Annotated in this window: 16 protein-coding genes; 5 read left to right on the forward strand and 11 right to left on the reverse strand. The window is 65.2% G+C overall.

All coding sequences use genetic code 11. From position 1 onward, the window contains the following. Nucleotides 1–159 precede the first annotated feature (159 nt). The 3 genes from WS68_RS05195 to WS68_RS05205 are packed head-to-tail and all read left to right on the forward strand — an operon-like array spanning nt 160 to nt 2293. The gene (locus tag WS68_RS05195) at nt 160–651 is read left to right on the forward strand and encodes a MarR family winged helix-turn-helix transcriptional regulator (protein WP_059569774.1); all 492 of its coding nucleotides are present in this window, start codon (nt 160–162) and stop codon (nt 649–651) included. After that, a complete protein-coding gene (locus WS68_RS05200; RefSeq protein ID WP_059569775.1) occupies nt 648–1220 on the forward strand; it encodes an isochorismatase family cysteine hydrolase in 573 nt (190 codons plus the stop codon). Before WS68_RS05195 ends, WS68_RS05200 begins: the two co-directional genes overlap by 4 nt. Nucleotides 1221–1249: 29 nt before the next feature. Continuing rightward, on the forward strand, nt 1250–2293 hold the full coding sequence (locus WS68_RS05205) for an FUSC family protein (protein ID WP_059569776.1): 1044 nt from the start codon (nt 1250–1252) through the stop codon (nt 2291–2293). Between the two features lie 230 nt (nt 2294–2523). On the opposite strand, the gene WS68_RS05210 is transcribed toward WS68_RS05205, so the two are convergent. The 3 genes from WS68_RS05210 to pdxR form a co-directional block, all read right to left on the reverse strand. Further along, complete coding sequence (locus WS68_RS05210) at nt 2524–4071, reverse strand: amino acid permease (RefSeq protein WP_059569777.1); 1548 nt, start codon at nt 4069–4071, stop codon at nt 2524–2526. Nucleotides 4072–4425: 354 nt separating this feature from the next. Continuing rightward, nucleotides 4426–5322: a metal-dependent hydrolase gene (locus WS68_RS05220; protein ID WP_059569779.1), complete on the reverse strand. Its 897-nt coding sequence runs from the start codon at nt 5320–5322 to the stop codon at nt 4426–4428. A 311-nt stretch (nt 5323–5633) separates the two neighbouring features. Next, nucleotides 5634–7088 (reverse strand): MocR-like pyridoxine biosynthesis transcription factor PdxR, encoded by a 1455-nt coding sequence (gene pdxR / locus WS68_RS05225; RefSeq protein ID WP_082709809.1) that lies wholly within the window; start codon nt 7086–7088, stop codon nt 5634–5636. A 99-nt stretch (nt 7089–7187) separates the two neighbouring features. Here pdxR and WS68_RS05230 point away from each other — a divergent pair, with 99 nt between their 5' ends. Then, complete coding sequence (locus WS68_RS05230; RefSeq protein ID WP_059569780.1) at nt 7188–7937, forward strand: NAD-dependent epimerase/dehydratase family protein; 750 nt, start codon at nt 7188–7190, stop codon at nt 7935–7937. Nucleotides 7938–8025: 88 nt separating this feature from the next. Here WS68_RS05230 and WS68_RS05235 read toward each other — a convergent pair whose 3' ends face one another. The 7 genes from WS68_RS05235 to WS68_RS05265 all read right to left on the reverse strand — a co-directional run bounded on the left by WS68_RS05235 (nt 8026) and on the right by WS68_RS05265 (nt 14734). Next, entirely contained in the window at nt 8026–8418 is a 393-nt protein-coding gene (locus tag WS68_RS05235) for a cytidine deaminase (RefSeq protein WP_059569781.1), read from the reverse strand. A 180-nt stretch (nt 8419–8598) separates the two neighbouring features. Further along, nucleotides 8599–9918, reverse strand: a complete 1320-nt coding sequence (gene deoA, locus WS68_RS05240; protein ID WP_059569782.1) for a thymidine phosphorylase — start codon at nt 9916–9918, stop codon at nt 8599–8601. Between the two features lie 11 nt (nt 9919–9929). After that, nucleotides 9930–10109 (reverse strand): hypothetical protein, encoded by a 180-nt coding sequence (locus WS68_RS05245; protein WP_059569783.1) that lies wholly within the window; start codon nt 10107–10109, stop codon nt 9930–9932. Between the two features lie 10 nt (nt 10110–10119). Continuing rightward, entirely contained in the window at nt 10120–11400 is a 1281-nt protein-coding gene (locus tag WS68_RS05250; protein ID WP_059569784.1) for a NupC/NupG family nucleoside CNT transporter, read from the reverse strand. Between the two features lie 30 nt (nt 11401–11430). Beyond that, on the reverse strand, nt 11431–12390 hold the full coding sequence (gene tsx / locus WS68_RS05255; protein WP_059569833.1) for a nucleoside-specific channel-forming protein Tsx: 960 nt from the start codon (nt 12388–12390) through the stop codon (nt 11431–11433). A 524-nt stretch (nt 12391–12914) separates the two neighbouring features. Continuing rightward, entirely contained in the window at nt 12915–13892 is a 978-nt protein-coding gene (locus WS68_RS05260) for a pyridoxamine 5'-phosphate oxidase family protein (protein WP_082709811.1), read from the reverse strand. Between the two features lie 197 nt (nt 13893–14089). Beyond that, nucleotides 14090–14734, reverse strand: a complete 645-nt coding sequence (locus WS68_RS05265; protein ID WP_059569785.1) for a glutathione S-transferase family protein — start codon at nt 14732–14734, stop codon at nt 14090–14092. Between the two features lie 295 nt (nt 14735–15029). Here WS68_RS05265 and WS68_RS05270 point away from each other — a divergent pair, with 295 nt between their 5' ends. Then, a complete protein-coding gene (locus WS68_RS05270) occupies nt 15030–15929 on the forward strand; it encodes a LysR family transcriptional regulator (RefSeq protein WP_059569786.1) in 900 nt (299 codons plus the stop codon). A gap of 148 nt (nt 15930–16077) precedes the next feature. Here the strand turns inward: WS68_RS05270 and WS68_RS05275 are convergent, their stop codons facing one another. After that, on the reverse strand, nt 16078–16731 hold the full coding sequence (locus WS68_RS05275) for a TetR/AcrR family transcriptional regulator (protein ID WP_059569787.1): 654 nt from the start codon (nt 16729–16731) through the stop codon (nt 16078–16080). Nucleotides 16732–16793 lie beyond the last annotated feature (62 nt).

The following is a 16793-nucleotide window of genomic DNA, read 5'->3' on the forward strand; positions in this document are numbered from 1 at the left end:
TTGTACCCGCGCTAACGGTTCGCTCCTTCCCGAATCGATCGATCCACCGCGAATTATCGAGCGGCATTCGCACTGCATTGCAATGCATCGTGCGTCCGGCAAGCCGTCGACAGCACGCCCATATTGCTATAAATATATAGCTATATTAAAGTAGCAAACATGATCAAGAATCCGCACCTCCAATTGGCCTGCCGGCTTCGCGGCGCAGTCACCGGGCTCAGCCGCCGTCTGCGCCGCGAGGCGCAGAATCACGCCGATCCCGTACAGTTCTCGCAACTTCTGCTGCTCGGCGCAATCGACCGTCTCGGGGGCGATGTCACCCCGTCCGAGCTGGCGGTAGCGGAGCAGCTACGCTCATCGAATCTCGCCACGCTGCTGCGCGAGCTAGAGGACAACGGCCGCATCGAGCGCCACGCCGATCCGCAAGACGGCCGAAAAACCCGCGTGTCGTTGACCGCGGACGGCAAGCATCTGCTGTACGGCAATCGAACGAAGCGCGAGGAATGGCTCGTGCGCGCAATGAACGAATGCCTCACCGCCGACGAACGCGCATTGCTCGTCGCCGCAAGCCCGCTGCTCGAACGGCTTGCGCAATACGAAAACGCGCCAGGCGGGGAGCCCTCTCTCCCCTCTCGCAGGAGTTTCCGATGAAAACCGCACTAATCGGGCTCGACTACATCGTCGACATCATGCATCCCACCGGCAAGATTGCACGCTGTGCCACGCATGCGGCACAGCGCAACGTCGTCGGCCGCTTCAACCAGGCGCTGTCGATCGCAGCCCAAAAGGACTGGCTGCGCATCGCCGTCAAGGTCGGCTTCGAACCGGGCTACCCGGCCATCCCCACGCACTCGCCGATGTTCTCTCGTGCAAAGGAATTTGGCGCGCTCGACTTGAGCGGCCCCGGCACCGCGTTTCATCCGGATCTCGACGCAGGCGCGGTACAACTCGTCGTCGTCAAGCCGCGTGTCAGCGCGTTCTACGCAACCCGCCTTGAGGCCGCATTGCGCGCGAATCGCGTCGAGCGTGTGATCGTCACGGGCGTCAGCACGACATGGGCAGTGCAGGCCACAGCTCGCGACGCGCACGACCGCGACTACGACACCCTCGTGCTCGAGGATGCGTGCGCCGCCGCGACAGACGACGAACACCAACGCTCGATCGACATGCTGCGCGGCATCGCGCGAATCGTCACGGTTGACGAGCTGGCTACACTCTGAGCCTATCGGCAACGCCACGGAACGCCGAGATGCGCGACACCTTCGCCGCCCGGATCGCCGGCGCGCTGAACTTGCCGGCATTGCGCCACACGCTTGCGGTGTGCATACCGGTTATCACGTCTTACGCGGTGACCGGCGATAAGCGTTGGTTACTGGCGGCAATCGCGACGATCTCGGTCACGATTGCCGTCGAGCGCGTCGGCGTCGCGCCGCTCGGCACGCTCGTTCACGGCGCGGCAATCGTCATCGGCTTTCTGTTGCTGTCGTTCGCGCTGAGTGGGTGGCCAACGTTCGTTGCCGGCTGCGCGGCACTCGCCGCAACTGCCGTCGCGTTATCGCGCTTCGGTGCACGATTGCGCTCGCTCGGCAACTTCGTCTTTATCCCATCGCTATATCTGACCTGCGAAGCCGCTGCCTCGCGCCAGCCGGCGCAATCGCTAATACCCTTTCTATGCGCGGCAATGCTGCCGCCCGTCGCGCTCGCTTGCATCAACACGCTGCGCAGCGCGCCCGCCGGGCAGCGCATGCGTATGCTCGCGCGCTTGCACGATGCGCGCGATCTCGGCCCGCCCGTCGCGCCTGGCGACGTCGCGCAAACGGCTATCGCGGTGATGCTCGCGGTTTCCGCCGCCGCGATGCTCGTCGAATGGCGTCACATCGACAACGGACAATGGGCGATCTGGTCGGCCGCGAGCGTCGTGGCCGGCAATTCGTCGAGTGCGCACCGCAAGCTGCGCGATCGTACCCTCGGCGCGCTGTTGGGCGTGCCGAGCGGGCTCGCGATCGGCATGCTGCTGCCGCACGGCACGCTCGTCTACATACTCGCCACGCTCGCGTCGATCGTCACGCTCGTCGCGTTCCGCCACTATGCAACCGGTTTCGGCGCACGCTGCGCCTGCATCGCATGCGCGTCGTGGGTCGCGCAGCAGTCGGCGGCGATTGCCGCCGAACGCGTCGCCGACGTGCTGCTCGGCGGCGCGATCGGCGTCGCGTTCGCCCTGGCAACGCACCGGCTCGCAGTTCCGCTCATGCAGAGGTGCGCCACCCACCCGGAGCGGCATCAGGTCCATTGACGGCTCGCTCCGGGCGCTTCGTTTCGTTATCCGAATCCGGGCTCGGCCTCACGCTCGCCGCCCGCCGGAGCACGCTACGCGTTGCCCGTCTAGCGGCCAACCACCAAACGGCGCAGGCCCGAATCGCGTGTCGACGCACTCAGGCCGGCTCCCCAGAAAAGAAAGCGGCCGGCCCCAAACAGAGCCGGCCGCTTTTCCGGATGCGGCGATGCGGTGCAACCGCTGTACCGCTAAGCCGTCTCGCGATTCGGCGGCACGCGCGCTGCTTCGTGCTTGTCATGCGCCGACGCATGTTCGGCGATCCACGGCGCAATCTCCATATCTTCGTAACACACGAAACGGGACTTGTTGACGAGCCGATAGCCGAACCACACGGCCAGGAAAAGCGGAATCCCAATATAAGTTGCGAGCACGCCGATCCAATCGATCTTGTTCGACAGGAATGCTTGATAATCCTGACCTAGTGCAATCACGACACATAACACGAACGCAAAGATCGGCCCATAAGGAAACAGTTTCGACTGATACGGCAACTGATCGACCGAATAGCCCTGGCGAATGAAGCCCTTGCGAAAACGATAGTGGCTGACCGCAATACCGAGCCAAGCGATGAAACCCGTCATCCCCGACGTGTTCAACAGCCACAGATAAACCGTCTTGTCGCCGTACAAGGATGACAGAAAACACAGCGCGCCGACCGCCGTCGTCGCGTATAGCGCATTGCGCGGCACACCGCTTGCCGACAGTTTCGCGAACAATTTCGGTGCGCGCCCCTCGGTCGCGAGGTTGTAGAGCATCCGCGTCGACGCATACATCCCCGAGTTGCCCGCCGACAGCACCGCAGTCAAGATGACCGCATTCATCACGCCAGCGGCGAACGCGAGGCCCGCATGCCGGAACACCAGCGTAAATGGGCTGACGCCAACATCGGTCACGTCGCTCTTCAACAGATTCGGATCGGTGTACGGAATCAGTATTCCGATCACGAAAATCGCCAGCACATAGAACAACAGAATGCGCCAGAACACTTGGCGGACCGCGCGCGGAATCGTCGTGCGCGGATTCTCGGATTCACCCGCGGCAACGCCGATCAGCTCGGTGCCCTGGAACGAAAAGCCCGCGATCATCGCAACGCCCATCATCGCCGGCAGTCCGCCGACGAACGGCGCATCGCCAATCGTGAAGTTGCGCCAGCCATCGCTCGGGCCACCCTTCAGGATACCGAAGATCATCAACAGCCCGACGCCGATGAACGCGAGCACGGTCACAACCTTGATCAGCGCGAACCAGTATTCCGCCTCGCCGAAACCGCGCACCGTCAAGACGTTGAGCACGAACATCACGCTGAGAAAGAGCGCACTCCACCAGATGCCCGGCACGTCGGGAAACCAGTAATGCATGACGAGCTGCGCGGCGACAAGCTCGACTGCGATCGTCACCGCCCAGTTGTACCAATAGTTCCAGCCGAGCGCGAAGCCGAAGCCCTCGTCGACATATTTGGCGCCATAAGTCGAAAACGAACCTGACACCGGCATGAACGCGGCCATCTCGCCCAGGCTCGTCATCAGGCAATAGACCATCGCGCCGATCAGCAGATACGCGAGCATCGCGCCGCCGGGCCCTGCCTGTGAAATCGACGCGCCGGACGCGACGAACAGGCCCGTGCCGATCGAACCGCCGATCGCGATCATCGTCAGGTGACGGGCTTTCAAGCTGCGGCGCAGCGTCGGGGGATTCGATTGGTAGGAGGAACTGTCGGAATTCGGTTTTGGTGACATAACAGGTTGGCAAGGGAGCGCGGGCGACAAAGCGGCGCCGCGCCGGGCAGGCTGCCGGCAGGCGGCGCGCCGCGGAACGAACGGCGGCGCATCGCCGATGCCAACCGGGCGACGCGCCGTCTCTATTTTTTTGCGCAGCGCGGATTCTACCCGATTCGAAGCCGTGCGCCCGCACTGCGTGCGCGGCCGTGACCGGCGCAAAGCGCTTGCCGATCAAGGGGTTGCATCGCACGCCAGCGGGCGGGCACAACATGCGCGGCTTGCCGGCCGCGGCGCAACGAGCCACGCGCCGAAAAAAGGAAAGGCCGCTCGTAGCGGCCTTTCTCGTCTCCCTGATTTGCCTGCTATTGCTACTTACGTTGCCTGCTGCACCGGGTGCAGCGGCACCCGGCGCGGCGCGGCGAATGCCGCTTGGCGCGCATTGCTCGCATCGATCTCGGCGATCAGGCTGTCGAGGCCCTCGAGATGCACGCTGTTATCGTGATCCCACGGATGGAAACCCGGCCGGAAGTAATCGAGCCATTCGCGCGCGATCAGCGCAAAGATCCCGTTCTTCGGACTCCACAGATATCTGACGAGCTTGCCGACGCCTGGCACTTTGCCGAAGCGGCGGCGATGCGCGATCATCAGCCGTGTGTTGAAATCGAACAGCGTCGTCCAGAACACCACTGTGACGAGCAGCATCATGCTGGCACGCAACAAATAGCTGGACAGGCCCGGCTTCATCACGGTGCGCCACACGTCGTAGGCCACCCCCTTGTGCTCGGTCTCTTCCATCGAGTGCCAATGCCACATCTGCCGGTAGCCGTCGACATCGCTCACCGTAATGCGGTTCGCGAGCACCAGGCCCGTAAACATCGCCGTGTAATGCTCGAGCGCCATCGTCACCGCGAGTTGCATCGAATGCGGCAACACCTTCTTGAACCAGCCGAGCACCGTCCACAAGCGTTTATCGAGCTTGTGCGCGGGCATGCCCGCCGCCTGCAGCAGATCGTTGAATTCGACGTGCTCGCGCGTGTGCATCGCTTCCTGGCCGATGAAGCCGGCAACGTCGCGCTTGAGCGACGGCTCCTCGATGCGGTCGCGATAGTTGCGCACCGAGTCCATGAAGAAGCGCTCGCCCGCCGGAAACAGCAGCGACAACGCATTGAACAGGTGGGTAACGCCCACGCCCTCCGTATGCCAGTCGCAAATGCGCTCAGGCGGCAGGGCGAAACGAATATCGCGGCGAATGATTGCATTCACATTCATTTGGATGTCTCCATATCGCCCCCCCCCCGACGGGGCGTAGGTGCGACTCATTGCAGCCCCGAAGGTTTGGTTGGGAAACGGGGAATTTGGTCGCCATTCTTTATTGAATCATCACACAACGTTACATTGATTGATGTCATCATAGATCACGATATCGGCCCGCGCAAGGCCGGATTTCCACTATGTCGGTCGAAATCATTCGCCGGCTTCACGTCTCGCCGGCCATCCAACTGAATCGGCCCGTCGGGCTGGGCGTCGTGGCCCGCCGGGCGCGGCCGACACCCGGCCACGGCCCCTGCCGCGCTGGCGCTTCAGCGGCCGAACGCGTGCTGCAAACGCCGCGCGATCCGCCGGGCTTCGTCGAACGACGCAACGTTCGTAAAACCCAGCAGCAAGCCATCCGGCCCAGTTCCCGCCGCGTAGCGCGCCGACAGCGGCTGGCAGCCCAAGCCCGCGTGCTGCGCACGTTGCGCGAGCGTCCGGTCGCCGGCACGCCCGGCCAAGCGCACGACGAGGTGCATGCCGCCGTGCGCCAGATCGATCTGCACGCGCTGCGCGAAGACCTCCGTCAGCGCCTCACAAAGCCAGGCTCGGCGGCGCGCGTACAGGGCGCGCATTTTCTTCAAATGGCGCGCCAGATGGCCGGCGTCGATGAAGTCCGCGACGACGGCCTGGGTCAGCCACGGCACTCCGGCCGACGACGCGTCGAGCGCGTCGGCAAACGCCGGGATCAGCCGTTTCGGCACGACGAGATAGCCAAGCGACAGGCCCGGCGCCAGCACTTTCGAAAAACTGCCCGCGTACAGCACGCGCTCGTGCGTATCGAGATGCTTGAGGGCCGGCAGCGGAAAACCGCTGTAGCGGAATTCGCCGTCGTAGTCGTCCTCGACAATCCAAGCCCGCGCGGCCGATGCCCATTCGAGCAGCTTCAGGCGGCGCGGCAGGCTCATCGATACACCGAGAGGTGCCTGATGCGAAGGCGTAACGACCGCCATCGCCGCGTGCGGCGCTCGGCGCACGCCCTCCTCGACGACGAGCCCTTCGCCGTCCACCGGTATCGGGCACACGCGCATCGCGCAACGGGCGAGCACGGCGCGTGTCGGCAGATGGCACGGATCTTCCACCCACACCCGATCGCCAGTGCGCAGCAGCGCGCGCTCGATCAGCGACAACGACGCCCGATACCCGGCGGTGATCACCACCTGCTCCGCCCGGCAACGCACGCCGCGCGACACGAGCAGATAGCTCGCAATCGCGTCGCGCAGCGGCCGGTAGCCGAATGGATCGCCATACGCGAGGTCGGCCATGGCTTGCGCACGAACGCGTCGGCCAGCGAGCCTCGACCAGAGCTTGCGGGGAAACGCATCGAGTGCCGGAATGCCGAGTTGCAGCGGCAATGGCAGCTCGGCACGCCAGCCGTCCGAAAGGGCGGGCCGGTTGCGCTCATCGTCGCGCACCCGGCTTGGCGTGACGCGCGTGGGCGTGAGATGCGGCGATACGACGGTGCCGGCCGCCCCTTGAGCGAGCACGTAACCTTCGCCGGCAAGCCGCTGATACGCAGCCTCGACGGTGCCGCGCGCGACGCCGAGCGCGCTCGCCAGGCTGCGCGTCGAAGGAAGCCGCGCGCCGGGACGCAGCGCGCGGCCGGCAATCGCATCGCGAAGGCGGTCATATATCTGCTGCGACAGCGAAATACGGCTGTCGAGACGATCGACGGAAAATTCGAACGCTTCGGAGGCTCGTGCCGCTTGACGCGGATCGTTCATGGCTTACTCAAATAGTCGTTTTTTGGCTCTTTTGACTGGGTCATGTTAACGCGACACTGGGCCACCGTCACACTCGCTTCATCTCCATCGTCACCGATCATGAACGAAACCGTCTTTGTCGCCGGTGCCGCGGGCGCAATCGGCACGATGCTCGCACCGCTGCTCGTGAGTGCGGGCTATGTGGTCTACGGCACCACGCGCCGGGCCGAGCGCTGCGCGGCTATCGAAGCGGCGGGCGCGCGGCCCGTGCTCGTCGACGTATTCGACCGAGCCGCGCTCGTGCGCGAAGTCGAACGCATCGCACCGGCGATCGTCGTGCATCAATTGACCGATCTGCCGGCCGGACTCGATCCCGCTCGGATGAGCGACGCAATCACGCGCAACGCGCGGATTCGCGACGAAGGCACGCGCAACCTCCTCGCGGCGGCGCGGGCAGCGGGATGCGCGTGCATCGTCGCGCAAAGCATTGCATGGGCTTATGCGCCCGGCCCCGAGCCATACACGGAAGACCAGCCGCTCGACACCGCGGCCGAAGGCGAGCGCGCGATCACGATCAGCGGCGTGATCGCGCTCGAAACGCAGGTGCTCGGCGCACAGTTGCCGCGATCGGTTGCCACGGTATTGCGCTACGGCAATCTGTACGGCCCAGGCACCGGGCGCGACGCGCCGGCGGGCACGAGCCCGCTGCACGTCGAAGCCGCCGCGTGGGCGGCGTTGCTCGCCGTGCAGCGCTCGCCGGGTGGCATATTCAATGTCGCCGAGGATCGCTCGGCGGTCGATAGCATGAAAGCCAAGCGTGTACTCGGATGGGAACCGGCGCTGCGGCTGCCGGCCAAGCGCCCCCGATGAATGCGGCGTCGAGCGGCCGGCGGCGCGCGCCCGGACGTTCCGGCTACCGCCCGCATCGCTGTCGCAGCGGCAATCACCGAGCGCACCGTCACTCCAGATAAAACGCGTCCGGCAACAATGCATCCGCGCTCGTCACGCGCACATCGCCGTTCATGTTTGCGAGCACGACTTCGAGCGTGGGCTTGCCGAGTTCGATGATCACCTGCCGGCACGCGCCGCATGGCGCGATCGGCCCGTCGGTTTCGCCGACGACCGCAAGCGTCGTGAAATCGCCCGGCCGGTAACCGGCCGCGAGCGCCGAGAACAGCGCCGTGCGCTCCGCACAGTTGGCCAGCCCATACGATGCGTTCTCGACGTTGCAGCCGTGAAAAACCTTGCCGTCCTTCGTCGCGAGCGCCGCGCCGACCTTGAATTTCGAATACGGCGCATAGGCCTTTTCACGCGCGGCCTTCGCCGCTTCGATCATGGTTTCGTGTGCCATGGGATTACCTTTCGTTCATAGATGAAGTTGTGTTGGGTGCATCGGCAGCTCATTGTGCCGCCGCAAGCGGTGCGCAGTTGAAGACGACGAGCGCCGCGCAGTTGCGGACGGATTCGGCGCGACCGGCCGGTTCGCGCCGACCCATTGCTTTCCCGCGACTCGCGCAACCTTATCCGATCGTCAGCCCAGCATGTCATAAATGACGCGCGCTGGCGCCGGCTGCGACGCGCCGATCCGGTACGCACGCCGCACGCTGTCCGCCGCACGCTGCGCCGCGGCGGCGTCGCGCGCATGCACGAGCGCCAGCGGCCGCTGCGCGTCGATGCGCTCGCCAAGCGCGGCCAGCGCGCTCAAGCCGACCGAATAATCAAGCGCGTCGCCGATCTTCGCACGCCCACCTCCCAACTCGACCACCGCCAGCCCGAGCGCGCGCACGTCGATTTGCTCGATCCAGCCGGCCTGCCCGGCAAACACCGGCGCAGCCACCGCCGCGCACGGCAAATACGCGTCAGGCCGCTCAAGCAGATCGGCCGGGCCGCCGAGCGCCGCAACCATCCGCGCGAAACGCTCGGCCGCCGCGCCCGATTCGAGCGCGGCGGCAAGCTGCCGGCGCGCGCCGTCTTCGTCCGGTGCGAGACCGCCCATCGTCAGCATCCGCGCGGCAAGCGCCATGCTGACGCCGAGCAGCCGCTCGGGGCGCGCGGCGCCTGTCAAGCAATCGATCGCGCAACGCACCTCGAGCGCGTTGCCCGCGCATGGCGCAAGCGCCTGATTCATGTCGGTGAGTGTGGCCGCCGTCTTCATCCCCGCGCCATTGCCGACATCGACAATGCTGCGCGCAAGCTCGGCCGCCTTGTCCAAACTCGGCATGAATGCGCCCGAGCCGACCTTCACGTCCATCGCCAACGCTTCGATACCCGCCGCGAGCTTCTTCGACAAAATCGACGCGGTGATCAGCGAAATCGACTCGACGGTCGCCGTCACGTCGCGTACCGCATAGATTCGTTTGTCGGCCGGCGCGAGCTGCGCGGTCTGGCCGACGATCGCCACGCCGACGTCGCGCACCACGCGGCGCAGCGCATGAACATCCGGCGCGATGTCATAGCCGGGAATCGCTTCGAGTTTGTCGAGCGTGCCGCCGGTGTGGCCGAGCCCTCGCCCCGAAATCATCGGCACGTAGCCACCGCACGCGGCAACCAACGGGCCGATCAACAGCGACGTCAAATCGCCGACGCCGCCCGTCGAATGTTTATCGACGACCGGGCCATTCAGGCGCTCGCCGCGCCAGTCGAGCACGTCGCCGGAATCGCGCTGTGCGAGCGTCAGCGCGATACGCGCGGGCAACGGCAGCTCATTGAAGTAGACCGCCATCGCGAATGCCGCGATCTGGCCTTCGGTCACGTCGCCCGTCGTCACGCCGCGCACGAAACACTCGATATCGGCTGCGTCGAGCGTCTGCCGGTCGCGTACCTGGCGAATGAACTCCTGCGGCAGGAACATCGCTTCTCCTTTTACTGTTTGCGGTTGCCGCCGGCGCGCATGGTCACCCGCCCGGCGGCCGCGCCAGCCGATGCGGCGGGCGCGGCCATGAGCGCGTCGGCGTGCTCGCCGTTGGGCAAAGCGGGCTCGGCCGGATGCAGCGCCTTTAGCGCCGGCCCGGCTGATGGGTTTCGATGCAGCGAAAGCGCCATGCGGACTCGCTCACGATAGGGACAAAGACAGAAACAGACCGGCAATCGTCGCACTCATCAGGTTCGATAGCGTCGCGGCCGCGAGCGCGCGCATCCCGTAGCGGGCGACATCCGAGCGCAGCGACGGTTCGATCGCCGTGAAGCCGCCCGTCAGAATCGCGATCGACGAGAAGTTCGCGAACCCGCACAGCGCGAACGATACGATCGCGAGCGTCTTCGGGGCGAGCACTGGCAAGCCCGCCGCCGCAACCTGCGCGGCGTCTTTCAGATACGGCGACAGCGAGCTGTACGCGACGAACTCGTTCAAGATCAGCTTCTGGCCGATAAAACTGCCGGCCACGGGTGCATCGTGCCACGACACACCGATCAGCCACGCAAGCGGCGCAAACAGCGCGCCGAGCAACGATTGCAGCGAGACGCCGGCAAACCCTATCCAGCCCGCGACCACCCCGACCAACGCGTTCAGCAACGCAATCAAGCTGATGAACGCGATCAGCATCGTCCCCACGTTCACCGCGATCCGCATCCCCACGGCCGCGCCCGACGCCGCCGCCTCGATCACGTTCGCAGCGTGCTTGTCGTCGAATTCGAGCGTATCGACATCGGCGTGGCTGCGCTCGGTTGTCGGACACAGCATCTTGCCGAACAGCAGCCCGCCCGGAATCGCCATGAACGACGCGGCGAGCAAATACTCCATCCTGACGCCGAGCCCCGCGTAACCGGCGAGCACCGATCCCGCAACGGACGCCATCCCACTCGACATCGCCGCGAAGATCTCCGTGCGGGTCATCCGGTTGACGAACGGCTTCACGAAGGCGGGCAGCTCGCTTTGGCCGATGAAGATCGTCGCAACGGCCGAGCACGCCTCGATCCGGCTCACGCCGAGCAGCTTCGCGAACGCGGTGCCGACGATCAGAATCAACCACTTCATCACGCCGATGTAATACAGCACCGCGATCAACGACGTGACGAAAACGACCATCGGCAGCACGCGCAGCCCGAACACGAAGCCGGAATCGCCGAACAGCGCAAACATCTTGTCGCCGACGAGGCCGCCGAACAGGAAGCTCAGGCCGTGCTGCCCCATATCGAGCACACTCGTGACGGCGTGCGCGATCGCCGCGAGCACGTCGCGCCCGAGCGGCACGAACAACACGAGCGCGCCAATCGCGATCTGGATCGCAAGTGCGCCGATGACGGTGCGGGCGCTGACCGCCCGCCGGTTGATCGACAGCGCGTAACCGACGCCGAGCAAGACCACGATGCCACACAGGCTGCGCAGAATGTCCAAGATGGATGTCCTCGTAGAAAAGATTCGGAGTCAGAACCGATAACCGACGCTGGCGTAATAGCCCCATCCCGTCGAGCGGTTCTGGAATGGACCGTTGCCGAAATCCAGCGCCGTGCCGCCCCACTGGCCGCCGTTGTGAAAATAGCGGGCCGCTGCCCAGAAGCGCCAGCGCTCGAGTTCGTAGATCAGCACGTTGGTCGCAACGAATGCGGTGTCGGTGCGGGTATCACCGCCTGTCCTTTCACGAAGCCGCGAGCCGAAATCGTAGTTGAAGAAGCCGACGTAGATCAGATTGCCACGGCCGAGTTTGCCGAACGGATAGATGTATTTCATCTGCGCGCGATAGCCATCCCAGGTATTTTCGTTTGCCGCGCCATAGTTCTCCCATTGCCTGCGCAAATAGAGGTTCGCTTGCAGAATCAACTTGCCGGGCGCCGCGAGATCCGTGCCGATACCCGCATACAGCGTGTTCTGCCGTCCCGCGCGGCTGTGGCCCTGATCGTAGATCCAATCGAATGCGAGATACCATTGCTTGATAGGTCCGAAAGCCAGGCTGCGGCCAAGCAGATCGTCGATCGACACGCGCGGCTCTTGCTCGCTGAAAAGCGGTGAGCCCTTGTTCGAAATTCCCGAATCGTAGCCGTTGCCGATGCCGAATGCACGCGGGATATCGACGTAGCCGTATAGGTCGAACGGTCCCTTGCGGCCGAAATATTCGTACTCGATGTAGACATCGTTGGTCCGGTATGGACCGAAGCGGATGTTCTTCGAGCCGATCACGCCGATGCTCTGGCGCAGCCAATCCGATAGGTACGGCGATGCTGCTGGCGGCGCGGGCTTGGTCAACGCGGGCTCGCCGACGCTTTCGGTCAGCGCCTGCGCATGCGATGCCGATGCGCAGAACGCAAGCGCCGACGCAGCGCAGACAGCCGCGCATCGCGCGGCGTGCAACGAATGACGGGCGCGAAATGATCTCCAGGATGCATTCACGTGGTTAGTTTTCCTGATATTGAACGGGCAATCGTCGTGGCTGGTGCGCGAGCGCGCGATCCGGCGAATCATGGGTCGACGGCAAAGTCGACGGCGCGACGATGCAAGACCGATGCCAACCTGGGCCGTCGAAAAAAGGCGATATCGTACCGCCGGCGCGCACGATTGCTGTGCCGATTTGCAACAGGTCAGGGAATGGCTGCGCCAATATTGACCATCCGGTCAACTTAGGACATTGGCGTTTTCGATAGTCGCGCGAAGCCCGTCCGATGAGTTACGCGCCGCCGCGCCTTAGGCGCCGAAAGCGGGCAGAAAGCCGCTGCGGGCCGCCGCCACCGCCGAGGACGGCCGATGCGCGTGTCAGCCGCACCGCGCAGGCGGGACAACATCGGGCCTTACACGCAGGCCGCCCGCCGCCGCGATACGAACGAGCGCCGCGTCCAGCATGATCCCGATCACGCGCCGCGTGCGCCAGCGGGCCCGGCAACCCGGATCGACCGGCCCATGCCATGCTGCGCTGCGGGCTACGTTGCGGATCGCGATCCAAACTGGGGCGCGAATTCTGGCGCCGACCATTTGAACGGCACCACGCCCGCACTGCGGCGTACTTCGCGAATCTTGAATCGCACGAGACGCTGCGCGCCATCGAACGCCGCAAGCTCGGGCCCGTCCCAGATGATCTGCGCGTCGGCGGCGATATACAGCAGACCGCCATGCTCGAAATCGACGAACAGCAGCCCAGCGCGGGGCTCGCGCAGCAAGTTGCCGATCGTATTGAAGAGATTATTGCCGCTGTAATCGGGCGCCGTCAGCGTGCGCTCATCGTCGACGCGCACGAAGCCCGGCAACCCGCCGCGATGCGACACGTCGACGCCGCGCGCACGGCCTGCCGCTTCTTCCGCGTTTGCGCTCGCGATGAAAAACGTATCCGCGCGCGCAAGCCATTCGCAGTCGGCGTCGGCCAGCCACGCGGCGCGATGCTGCGGCGGCAACGCGCCCTCATCCACCGGCCTTCGCCATGGCACGCGGCTCTGAATATATTTCGGACAGTTACCGAAGCTCTGGCTGACCGTTACCGACATCGTATCGCTGTCTATCGCGGTCACGATGCCATTGATCCGGTTGCGCCGCCGCGTGTGCGGCTCGATGCCAAGGCCGCCGAACAAACTGCCGGCGCGCCAGCAGCCGGCGAGCGGATCGTCGCGCAATTCGCCGCCCGTGATGGCGAGCGTGCGTGGACCCGGCGACACGACGAACCCCGGCTCGCCGGCTCGCAATGTCGCCCACGGCTGCCCGTCGGCATCCAACCCGCCGACAACGAAAAACGGCCGTTGCGCATAAAATGTCCGATGCTGATCCGGCATGAACATGCGGACTCCGCGGCGGCCGAGTGCCTCGGCCACCGCCGCCACACCCGCGCGCTGCTGCGCGACGAGTTCGCCTTCATGAAACGGCGCGGCAACCGCGCGCTCGTCGAGCACCAACGACATCGGCTCCGTCATCTCGGCCTCCTTTGCGATAGCCCCCATCACCGTCAGCGCAGGCGGCGCGCGGACAAACGCCCATTGCCGGCACCCCGCCGATGAAACTTCCCGCCGGCACGCACGGCGCGGCAACCACGCGCACCACCCGTCCGGCCGGCCGGAAATGCACGCGAGAGAACCGCTGCCGGCACCAAGCCGCGCCTGCGGCAACACCGTCAGGCCGCGCGCCGCCCCGCCTTCGCCGCTGGCATCGGCACGAAACCCGGTAGCGCCTCGATGCGCGCGAGCCATTCACGCAGGTGCGCATAAGGCTCGAGCGGCACGTCTCCCTCCGGCGCATGCGCGATATACGAATAAGCGGCGACATCGGCTATCGTCGGTTGATCGCCTATCGCGAAGCGCTTATGTGCAAGCTCCGGATCGAGCACATCGAACAGACGCCGCGCGATCCGCACCGCGTTCGCGTGGTCCAGCGGCTGGCCGAACACCGTGACAAGACGCGCCGCCGCGGGGCCATACGCAATCGGCCCGGCCGCAAGCGACAACCAGCGCTGCACGGCCGCCGCACCTGCCGGATCGACCGGCAGCCATGACGGATCGGCATACCGCTTCGCAAGATAGACGAGGATCGCGTTCGAATCGCACAGCACCGTATCGCCGTCCTCGATCACCGGCACCTGGCCGAACGGATTGAGCGAGAGAAACTCGGCGCGACGGTTCGCGCCGCCGGCCAAGTCCACCTCGACACGCTCGACCGGCAGGCCAAGCAGCGACAGGAACAAAAGAACGCGATGGCAATGACCGGACAACGGATGCATATGAAGCCGGATCGGCGCGGCGGGTTGCATGACAACTGGCATGACGGCACTCCGTAAGCGAAAACGGGACAGAGGAAAACACGCGGCGGCGCATTCGCGCCGACCGGTCAGTCCGTGGCAGGCATCCGCGCCGGACGCGTGCGCAGGCGGCCCGCCGGAAACCGGCGCGAAACGCGGGCCAAGCACTGCGCGTGGCTGACCCCGCGTCATTCACCACGCGTCACGCCCGGTCTATTCGGCTATCCGGCCAGGGACACTCGCAGCGTACCGCGCACGTTAAGTCCATAGAAGATGGATAATTTCTGAAACACAATCCTTGATAAATGGACAATTGGCGATGGCGGACGTCCGCAGCGTTAACTTGAACCGGCTGGCAATCTTCGTCGCGGTGGTCGAGGCCGGCTCATTCACGGCGGCAGCCGGGCGGCTCGGGCTTGCGAAAACAATGGTCAGCGCGCACATGCAGCGGCTCGAAGCGGAAGTCGGCGCGAATCTGCTCGTGAGAACCACGCGCCGGCTCAACGTGACGGACGCAGGCCGCGAGTTCTACGACGCATGCCGCGACATCCTGCGTGCGGCCGACGCGGCGCTCGGCGCAGTATCCGGCGACACGGGGCCGCTGCGCGGCACGCTGCGCGTGAGCGCCGCGATCGACTACGGCTCGCTTGTCGTCACGCCCGCGCTGGTCGCGCTGCGCGACGCGCATCCGGCGCTCGACATCGAGCTGATCTGCGACGACCGGATCGTCGATCTCGTTCACGACAACCTCGACGTCGCGATCCGGCTCGGCCGGCTCGCCGATTCGAACCACCGCGCGGTGAAAATCGGCGAATTCGAACGCTGGATCGTCGCCAGCCCCGCGTTCGTCGCACGTCACGGCGCGCCGGAGACGCCGGATGCGTTAAGCGCGCTGCCTTACGTCATGCTGTCCACGCTGCCGCGCACGATATTCGAGCTTGCGAATACGCAAGGTGAGCGCGCGCGTGTGCGCTGCAAGCGCGCGTTCGCGTCGAACACGGCGACCGCTTGCCGCGCAGCGGTGTTGGCGGGCGGCGGCTTCGGCATCGCGACAAGTTTCGCAACGGCGGACGATATCGCGGCCGAACGGCTCGTGCGGCTGCTGCCCGGCTGGGCGCTGCCGCCCGGCGACATTCACGCGGTATTTCCGTCGACGAGCCATCCGAGCCCGAAAGTACGGGCGCTGATCGACATGTTGAAAGCGCGGCTCGCGCAATGAGCGCGCACGCGTCCCCGACAAATTTCCCGCCCGCGATCGGCATGAAGCCGCGCGGCGCGAAAGTGTGGCTTGCGGCACACGCACCGCCTGCGTCGCACAATCCCCCCAACCCAGTGCGGCACGGCGCCCCGGCCGATCGTGCCGCCGCTCAGCGCGCGGCCAAATGCTGCAACGCACCGAGCAACACCTGCCGGCAATTGCGCACCATTGTCTGCTCGGAATCGCGATAACCGGTCAGCAACCACGCGGCGCCAACGTTCGTCATCGCGCCCACCAGCGCAATTCCGATGATCCGCTGGTCCGCGCGCACGTCGGGATCGTCGCTCAGCGGCGCCACGAGCGTCACGATCATCTTGCCGAATTCACTCAGATTGCGCTGGTACGTCACATCGGTTTGCGCGCTCACGCCCATCACTTCGAGCAGCAGCACGCGCGCCGCGCACGTGTCCCGCAAAAATGCGAAGAATGCGGCGAGACTCACGTCGATCCGTGCGTCAAGCCCGTCACGCGTCGCGCCGAGCGCGGCGACCGCCTGCTTCACCGACACGCGCAGCCGCTGCGCATGGTGCTCGTAGGTGCTGCGCAGCAATGCATCGGTGCTATCGAACGCCGCATAGAAATAGCGATCGTTGAGCTTCGCTTCCTGGCAAATCGCGCGCACGGTGGCCCGCTGGAAACCGACCGTGCCGAAAATGCGCGTGCCCGCGCGAATCAGCGCGTCGCGGCGCTCCGCCGCCCGGGCTTCCGGTGGGATACCGGCGTATGGGCGGCCCTTCTTGCCCCGTTCGAGTATTTTCTCCATTCCGCTATTTGACATCAGCCAATGTCAAAATTAAAGTGGTGTTGACTCGCACCACATTCTAA

Origin of the sequence: Burkholderia sp. TSV86 (assembly GCF_001522865.1) — a bacterium.
In the GTDB taxonomy this organism is placed as follows: domain Bacteria; phylum Pseudomonadota; class Gammaproteobacteria; order Burkholderiales; family Burkholderiaceae; genus Burkholderia.

Bases quoted from the DNA above. Each gene is read 5' to 3' on its own strand.
- WS68_RS05195 (WP_059569774.1), top strand. From the start codon at position 160: ATGATCAAGAATCCGCACCTCCAATTGGCCTGCCGGCTTCGCGGCGCA.
- WS68_RS05200 (WP_059569775.1), top strand. From the start codon at position 648: ATGAAAACCGCACTAATCGGGCTCGACTACATCGTCGACATCATGCAT.
- WS68_RS05205 (WP_059569776.1), top strand. From the start codon at position 1,250: ATGCGCGACACCTTCGCCGCCCGGATCGCCGGCGCGCTGAACTTGCCG.
- WS68_RS05210 (WP_059569777.1), bottom strand. From the start codon at position 4,071: ATGTCACCAAAACCGAATTCCGACAGTTCCTCCTACCAATCGAATCCC.
- WS68_RS05220 (WP_059569779.1), bottom strand. From the start codon at position 5,322: ATGAATGTGAATGCAATCATTCGCCGCGATATTCGTTTCGCCCTGCCG.
- pdxR (WP_082709809.1), bottom strand. From the start codon at position 7,088: ATGAACGATCCGCGTCAAGCGGCACGAGCCTCCGAAGCGTTCGAATTT.
- WS68_RS05230 (WP_059569780.1), top strand. From the start codon at position 7,188: ATGAACGAAACCGTCTTTGTCGCCGGTGCCGCGGGCGCAATCGGCACG.
- WS68_RS05235 (WP_059569781.1), bottom strand. From the start codon at position 8,418: ATGGCACACGAAACCATGATCGAAGCGGCGAAGGCCGCGCGTGAAAAG.
- deoA (WP_059569782.1), bottom strand. From the start codon at position 9,918: ATGTTCCTGCCGCAGGAGTTCATTCGCCAGGTACGCGACCGGCAGACG.
- WS68_RS05245 (WP_059569783.1), bottom strand. From the start codon at position 10,109: ATGGCGCTTTCGCTGCATCGAAACCCATCAGCCGGGCCGGCGCTAAAG.
- WS68_RS05260 (WP_082709811.1), bottom strand. From the start codon at position 13,892: ATGACGGAGCCGATGTCGTTGGTGCTCGACGAGCGCGCGGTTGCCGCG.
- WS68_RS05265 (WP_059569785.1), bottom strand. From the start codon at position 14,734: ATGCCAGTTGTCATGCAACCCGCCGCGCCGATCCGGCTTCATATGCAT.
- WS68_RS05270 (WP_059569786.1), top strand. From the start codon at position 15,030: ATGGCGGACGTCCGCAGCGTTAACTTGAACCGGCTGGCAATCTTCGTC.
- WS68_RS05275 (WP_059569787.1), bottom strand. From the start codon at position 16,731: ATGGAGAAAATACTCGAACGGGGCAAGAAGGGCCGCCCATACGCCGGT.